Source organism: Streptomyces sp. NPDC054883 (assembly GCF_053610645.1).
Genome location: NZ_JBSGYT010000096.1, coordinates 1 through 7,088, shown reverse-complemented (window position 1 = coordinate 7,088; position 7,088 = coordinate 1). Strand labels below are relative to the sequence as shown.

The window sequence follows — 7,088 nt, the reverse complement described above, 5'->3', positions numbered from 1 at the left end:
GGCCGGGGGACACTCCCCCGGCCCGCCCCCCGCGGGCGGCGGCCGTCAGGCCAGCTTCGCCCGCAGCACCTCGACCACCTCGGCCACGGCCACCGGGCTCTGCTCCCCGGACTCCATGTCCTTGAGCTGCACCACGCCCTCGGCCAGGTCCCGGTCGCCCGCGACGAGCGCGAAGCGGGCACCCGAGCGGTTCGCGTCCTTCATGGCGCCCTTGAGGCCCTTGCCGCCGTACGAGATGTCGGCCGCGACTCCCGCCCGGCGCAGCTCGGTGACCAGTCCGAAGAGCACCGGCTTGGCCTCGCCCAGCGCCACCGCGAACACCGACGTGGCCGCCGGGATGTCCAGCTCGACGCCTTCGGCCTCCAGGGCCAGCACCGTGCGGTCCACGCCGAGCGCCCAGCCCACGGACGGCAGCGCCGGTCCGCCGATCATCTCGGACAGGCCGTCGTAGCGGCCGCCGCCGCCCACCGCGGACTGCGATCCCAGACCGTCGTGGACGAACTCGAAGGTGGTCCGCGTGTAGTAGTCCAGCCCGCGGACCAGCTTCTCGTCGTCCTCGAAGGCGACGCCGGCCGCCGTGACCAGCGCCCGCACCTCCTCGTGGTACGCCTTGCAGGCGTCGCACAGGTAGTCGCGCAGCATCGGGGCGCCGGTCAGCTGCTTCTGCACCTCGGGCCGCTTGTCGTCGAGGACGCGCAGCGGGTTGATCTCGGCCCGGCGCACGGTCTCCTCGTCCAGGTCCAGCCCGCGCAGGAAGGACTGGAGCGCCTCCCGGTACACCGGGCGGCACTCCTTGTCGCCCAGCGAGTTCAGCAGGATCCGGAAGTCGCGCAGCCCGAGGGTGCGGTACGCCTGGTCGGCGAGGATGATCAGCTCGGCGTCCAGCGCCGGGTCCTCGGCGCCGATGGCCTCGGCGCCGACCTGCGAGAAGTGGCGGTAACGGCCGGCCTGCGCCCGCTCGTAGCGGTAGTACGAACCGGAGTACCACAGCTTGACGGGCAGCCCGCCGAGCTTGTGCAGGTTGCCCTGGAGCGCCGCTCGCAGGACGGACGCGGTGCCCTCGGGCCGCAGGGCCAGCTCGTCGCCGCCCTTCGTGGTGAGGGTGTACATCTCCTTGCTGACGATGTCGGTGGACTCGCCGACACCGCGGGAGAACAGCTTGACGTCCTCGAAACCGGGGGTTTCCACGTACCCGTAGCCCGAGTTCCGCAGGGGTGCGGAAATCGCCTCGCGCACCGCGAGGAACGTCGCGGAACGGGGCGGCAGCAGGTCGTAGGTGCCCTTGGGGGCCTTGAAGGTGCTCACGGAAGTCTCGTCACATTCCTCGTCGTGGGGCGGCGGCGCCGTCCCCCAGGCCGGCGGCGACGTCCCGCAGGTACGGGTTGGTCGCGCGCTCGCGCCCGATGGTGGTCTGGGGACCGTGGCCGGACAGCACCACCGTCGAGTCGTCCAGCGGCAGGCACACGCGGGCCAGCGACCGGAGTATCTCGGCGTGGGAGCCGCCGGGCAGGTCGGTGCGTCCGATGGAGCCGGCGAAGAGCAGGTCGCCCGAGAAGAACACCGACGGGATGTCGGCCGCCTCGGGCATCCGGAAGGTCACCGACCCCTTGGTATGCCCGGGCGCGTGGGCCACCGAGAAGTCCATCCCGGCCAGCTTGAGGCTTGCTCCGTCGGTCAGCTCGCGGACGTCGTCCGGTTCGCCGACGGTCAGCTCGCCCATGAGCGGCATCCCGATGGAGCGGCCGAGGGCCTTCTCCGGGTCGCTCATCATGTAGCGGTCCTCGGGGTGGATCCAGGCCGGTACGTCGTGTGCTCCGCACACCGGGACCACCGAGGCCACATGATCGATGTGGCCATGGGTGAGGACGACCGCGACGGGCTTGAGCCGGTGCTTCTTCAACGTCTCCTCGACGCCCTGGGCGGCCTGGTGGCCCGGGTCGATGATGACGCACTCCTCACCGGCGGCGGGGGCGACCACATAGCAGTTGGTCCCCCAGGCCCCTGCGGGGAACCCGGCAATCAGCACGTTCGTCCTCAATCGTCGTCCGGCGGGAGCTCGGGCGGCGCGCACGGAGCGCGATGCCGCTGCTCAGAGCCTACCGGCGCGGCTCATGACACAGCGAACCCATATACGGTACGGCCTATCCCAGCCCGGACAGCGGTACCAGAGACGTACAAGGAGACGACCGGTGGTCAGCAGCGATCAGCGTCGGCGACAGCTCGCCAGGGAGAAGTACGAGCGCCAGCGGAAGCGGCGGGCCGAGGCCCGGCAGAAGGCGCGCCGCCGCGCGGCGGTGGTCGGCGCGGCCGTGGCCGTGCTGGTCGCGGCACTGGTCGGCCTGGTGGCGGGCGGTGTCTTCGACTCCAAGGACAAGAAGCCCGAGGCTGCGGACACGCCCTCGCCCTCCGCCTCCCCGGCCCCGAAGCAGTCGCCCCCGGCGATGGCGATCGACGAGAAGGCCAAGTACACCTTCGACCTCAAGACGAGCGCGGGCGAGGTCAAGTTCGAGATGGACGCGGCGAAGACCCCGCAGACGGTCAACTCGTTCAAGTCGCTCGCCGACAAGGGCTTCTTCGACAACACCAAGTGCCACCGCCTGGTGACCAGCGGCATCTTCGTGCTTCAGTGCGGCGACCCCCAGGGCACCGGCATGGGCGGCCCCGGCTACACCATCCCGGACGAGAACCTCGACGCCCTGGGCAAGCCGAACGAACAGGGCCAGGTGATCTACCCGGCGGGCACGGTGGCCATGGCGAACACCGGCAGGCCCGGGACCGGCGGCAGCCAGTTCTTCCTCGTGTACAAGGACAGCCCGCTCGCGCCCTCGTACACGCCCTTCGGCAAGATCGACGCGGCCGGCCTCAAGGTCGTGGAGGACGTCGCGAAGGCGGGTACGGCCGACGGGGCCCAGGACGGCGCTCCCAAGAACCCCGTGACCATCGAGAAGGGCACCGTCACGAAGAACTGACCGGGACCGGCGGAGCGGCGGCCGGACGCGGCCGGCCTCCCGCCCGTACGTCGATATTGCGTCGTGCGGGATGCGGACAGCCGGCCCGGCGGTCGCCTATGTTGGCGTTGTGCAGGGCGGGCGCGGCCCGCCCCAGGAAACTGTGGACGATGCCCGGGGGCGAACCCCTCGCGAGGCATCAGGTGGAGGAGGCGCTGTGAGCAGCGACCCGTGGGGCCGAGTCGACGAGACCGGCACCGTGTACGTGCGTACTGCCGAGGGCGAGCAGGTCGTCGGCTCTTGGCAGGCGGGCACCCCTGAGGAGGCCCTGGCCTACTTCGAGCGCAAGTACGAGGGCCTGGTGGTCGAGATCGGCCTCCTCGAACGGCGGGTGCGGACCACCGATCTGTCCGCCAAGGACGCCCAGACGGCGATCGACCACCTGCGCACGCAGTTGGACGAGCACCACGCCGTGGGCGATCTCGACGCGCTGCGCGTCCGGCTGGACAAGCTGGTCGCGACGGTGGAGTCGCGGCGCGAAGAGCGCAAGGTCCAGAAGGCCAAGCAGGCGGACGAGGCCCGTACGGCCAAGGACGCGCTGGTCACCGAGGCCGAGCAGCTGGCGCAGAGCGACCAGTGGCGCAGCGCGGGCGAGCGGCTGCGCGCCCTGGTGGACATCTGGAAGGGTCTGCCCCGGCTGGACCGCAAGTCCGACGACGAGCTGTGGCACCGCTTCTCGCACGCCCGCTCGGCGTTCTCCAAGCGCCGCAAGGCGCACTTCGCCTCGCTGGACGCGCAGCGCGAGGAGGCCCGCAAGGCCAAGGAGAAGCTGGTCGCGGAGGCCGAGTCGCTGTCGAAGTCGACGGACTGGGGCCCGACGGCGGCCCGCTACCGCGAGCTGATGGAGAGCTGGAAGGCCGCGGGCCGCGCGCAGCGGGAGGCGGAGGACGACCTGTGGAACCGTTTCCGCGGTGCGCAGGACGTGTTCTTCGCGGCCCGCAGCGAGGTCTTCGCGGAGCGCGACGCCGAGCAGGTGGAGAACCTCAAGCTCAAGGAGGAGCTGGCCGAGGAGGCCGAGAAGCTCGTCCCGGTGACGGACCTGAAGGCGGCCCGGGCCGCGTTCCGCTCCCTCAACGAGCGCTGGGAGGGCATCGGCCACGTACCGCGTGACGCGCGGCCCAAGGTCGAGGGCCGGATGCACGCCGTGGAGCGGGCCATCCAGGAGGCCGAGGAAGGCGAGTGGCGCCGTACGAACCCGGAGGCGCGGGCGCGTGCGGCCGGTCTGACGGGTCAGCTGCAGGCGGCGGTCGACAAGCTGCGCCAGCAGATCGACGCGGCCCGCGCCACGGGCAACAACGCGAAGGCCGACAAGCTGTCCCGCGAGCTGGAGGGCCGCCAGGCCCTGCTGGACCAGGCGCTCAAGGGCCTGGAGGAGTTCGGCGGCTGACGGACGAAGCTCGCCGCGCGGTGGGCGCCACCCCCTCGGGGTGGCGCCCACCGTCGTTCCGGGACCCGGTGGCCGCCGGCGTTACGGCCTGCGGGCCGAGGTGACCCGGTAGACGTCGTACACGCCCTCGACGCCGCGCACGGCCTTCAGGACGTGGCCCAGGTGCTTCGGGTCGCCCATCTCGAAGGTGAACCGGGAGGTGGCCACCCGGTCGCGGGAGGTCTGCACGGCCGCCGAGAGGATGTTGACGTGCTGGTCCGACAGGACCCGGGTGACGTCCGACAGCAGCCGGGACCGGTCGAGCGCCTCGACCTGGATGGCGACCAGGAAGACGGAGGACTGGGTGGGCGCCCACTCGACCTCCAGCATCCGCTCGGGCTGCTGGGACAGCGAGTCCACGTTGACGCAGTCGGCCCGGTGGACCGATACGCCGCTGCCGCGCGTGACGAATCCGATGATCGGGTCGCCGGGCACCGGGGTGCAGCACCGGGCCAGCTTGACCCAGACGTCGTCGACGCCCTTGACGACCACGCCCGGGTCGGCGCTGCCGCGGCGCTTGCGGCCACGCGAGGCCGGGACGCTCTCCTCGATGTCCTCGTTGGCCGCGTCCTCGCCGCCGAGGGCCTGCACCAGCTTCTGCACGACGCCCTGCGCGGCCACGTGGCCCTCGCCGATCGCCGCGTACAGGGAGGAGATGTCGGGGTAGCGCATCTCGTGCGCGAGGGTGACGAGGGAGTCGCCCGTCAGGATCCGCTGGATCGGCAGGTTCTGCTTGCGCATGGCCCGGGCGATGGCGTCCTTGCCGTGCTCGATGGCCTCGTCGCGGCGCTCCTTGGAGAACCAGGCGCGGATCTTGTTGCGGGCGCGCGGGGACTTGACGAAGCCCAGCCAGTCGCGGGACGGACCGGCGCCCTCGGCCTTGGAGGTGAACACCTCCACCAGGTCGCCGTTGTCCAGGGTCGATTCGAGCGGCACCAGCCGCCCGTTGACCCGCGCCCCTATGGTGCGGTGGCCGACCTCGGTGTGGACGGCGTAGGCGAAGTCCACCGAGGTGGCGCCGGCGGGCAGCGCGATGACGTCGCCCTTGGGCGTGAAGACGAAGACCTCGTTGCGCGAGAGGTCGAACCGCAGCGAGTCGAGGAACTCGCCCGGGTCCTCGGTCTCCTTCTGCCAGTCCAGCAGCTGGCGCAGCCAGGCCATGTCGTTGACGGTGTCCTGGCCGGCGCTGCCCTTCGCGGCCTGCGGGACGTCGGTGCGGACCTTGGAGGTGCCCGCGACGGTCTGCTGCTTGTACTTCCAGTGCGCGGCGATGCCGTACTCGGCGCGGCGGTGCATGTCGAAGGTGCGGATCTGGAGTTCGACCGGCTTGCCGCTGGGCCCGATGACCGTCGTGTGCAGCGACTGGTACATGTTGAACTTCGGCATCGCGATGTAGTCCTTGAACCGGCCGGGGACCGGGTTCCACCGCGCGTGCACGGTACCGAGGGCCGCGTAGCAGTCGCGGACGGTGTCGACCAGGACCCGGATGCCGACCAGGTCGTAGATCTCGGCGAAGTCGCGGCCGCGCACGATCATCTTCTGGTAGACGCTGTAGTAGTGCTTGGGCCGGCCGGTGACGGTGGCCTTGATCCGGGCCGCCCGGAGGTCGGCCTGCACCTCGTCGGTGACGACCGCGAGGTACTCGTCGCGCTTGGGGGCCCGCTCGGCGACCAGGCGCACGATCTCGTCGTACATCTTGGGGTACAGGATCGCGAAGGACAGGTCTTCGAGTTCCCACTTGATCGTGTTCATGCCCAGCCGGTGGGCCAGCGGGGCGTAGATCTCCAGGGTCTCGCGGGCCTTCTTCTCCTGCTTCTCCCGCTTGAGGTAGCGCATGGTGCGCATGTTGTGCAGGCGGTCGGCGAGCTTGATGACGAGCACCCGGGGGTCCTTGGCCATGGCCACGACCATCTTGCGCACGGTCTCGGCCTGGGCGGCCTCGCCGAACTTGACCCGGTCCAGCTTGGTCACGCCGTCGACGAGCAGGGCGACGGCGTCGCCGAAGTCGCGTCTGAGCTGTTCGAGTCCGTACTCGGTGTCCTCGACGGTGTCGTGCAGCAGACCCGCCATCAGGGTGGCCGGGTCCATGCCGAGCTCGGCCAGGATGGTCGTCACCGCGAGCGGGTGGGTGATGTACGGGTCACCGCTCTTGCGCTTCTGTCCGCGGTGCCAGCGCTCGGCGACCTGGTACGCCTGCTCGATCTGGCGCAGCGTGGCCGTCTCGATCTTCGGGTCGTTGCTGCGGACTATGCGCAGCAGCGGCTCCAGTACGGGGTTGTACGGGTTCGAACGCTGGACCCCGAGGCGGGCGAGGCGGGCGCGCACGCGGTTGGAGGACCCGGCCGGCTTCGCCGCAGCCGGCTTGACCGGCGGTACGGGCTTGACCGGCGGGGCGGGCGGGGGCGTGGCGGCGGCCGCCGCGGCCTGCTCGGCCTGCGGGTCGGGCTGCGCGGCGGAGAGTGGCTGGACCTCGTCTGGCAAGAGCGCTCCTCTGGGGGTCCCCCCGGACGGAGTCCGGAGGAGGATCCGGGGCCCCGGTCAGGTCCGGATAACCCATGGTAGCGAGGGTTGCGTCCGCTCGTTCTCCGAGTCTCCCCCCGGCCCGGGCGGCGGACCGGATACGCGAAAGCGGCGGGCACCCGGGAGCTCCCGGG

General features: G+C 71.2%; 5 protein-coding genes. 2 read left to right on the top strand and 3 right to left on the bottom strand.

Annotated features, from left to right (window positions below):
- Positions 1-45: 45 nt before the first annotated feature.
- A complete protein-coding gene (gene hisS / locus ACWGH1_RS34930) occupies positions 46-1,305 on the bottom strand; it encodes a histidine--tRNA ligase (RefSeq protein ID WP_453356430.1) in 1,260 nt (419 codons plus the stop codon).
- A 10-nt stretch (positions 1,306-1,315) separates the two neighbouring features.
- Positions 1,316-2,026, bottom strand: a complete 711-nt coding sequence (locus tag ACWGH1_RS34925; protein ID WP_453356429.1) for an MBL fold metallo-hydrolase — start codon at positions 2,024-2,026, stop codon at positions 1,316-1,318.
- Positions 2,027-2,189: 163 nt separating this feature from the next.
- On the opposite strand from ACWGH1_RS34925, the gene ACWGH1_RS34920 reads away from it, so the two are divergent.
- Positions 2,190-2,969 (top strand): peptidylprolyl isomerase, encoded by a 780-nt coding sequence (locus ACWGH1_RS34920; protein WP_453356428.1) that lies wholly within the window; start codon positions 2,190-2,192, stop codon positions 2,967-2,969.
- A 196-nt stretch (positions 2,970-3,165) separates the two neighbouring features.
- Positions 3,166-4,395 (top strand): DUF349 domain-containing protein, encoded by a 1,230-nt coding sequence (locus ACWGH1_RS34915; RefSeq protein ID WP_453409350.1) that lies wholly within the window; start codon positions 3,166-3,168, stop codon positions 4,393-4,395.
- 81 nt (positions 4,396-4,476) lie between these two features.
- On the opposite strand, the gene ACWGH1_RS34910 is transcribed toward ACWGH1_RS34915, so the two are convergent.
- A complete protein-coding gene (locus ACWGH1_RS34910; RefSeq protein WP_453357239.1) occupies positions 4,477-6,915 on the bottom strand; it encodes a RelA/SpoT family protein in 2,439 nt (812 codons plus the stop codon).
- Positions 6,916-7,088 lie beyond the last annotated feature (173 nt).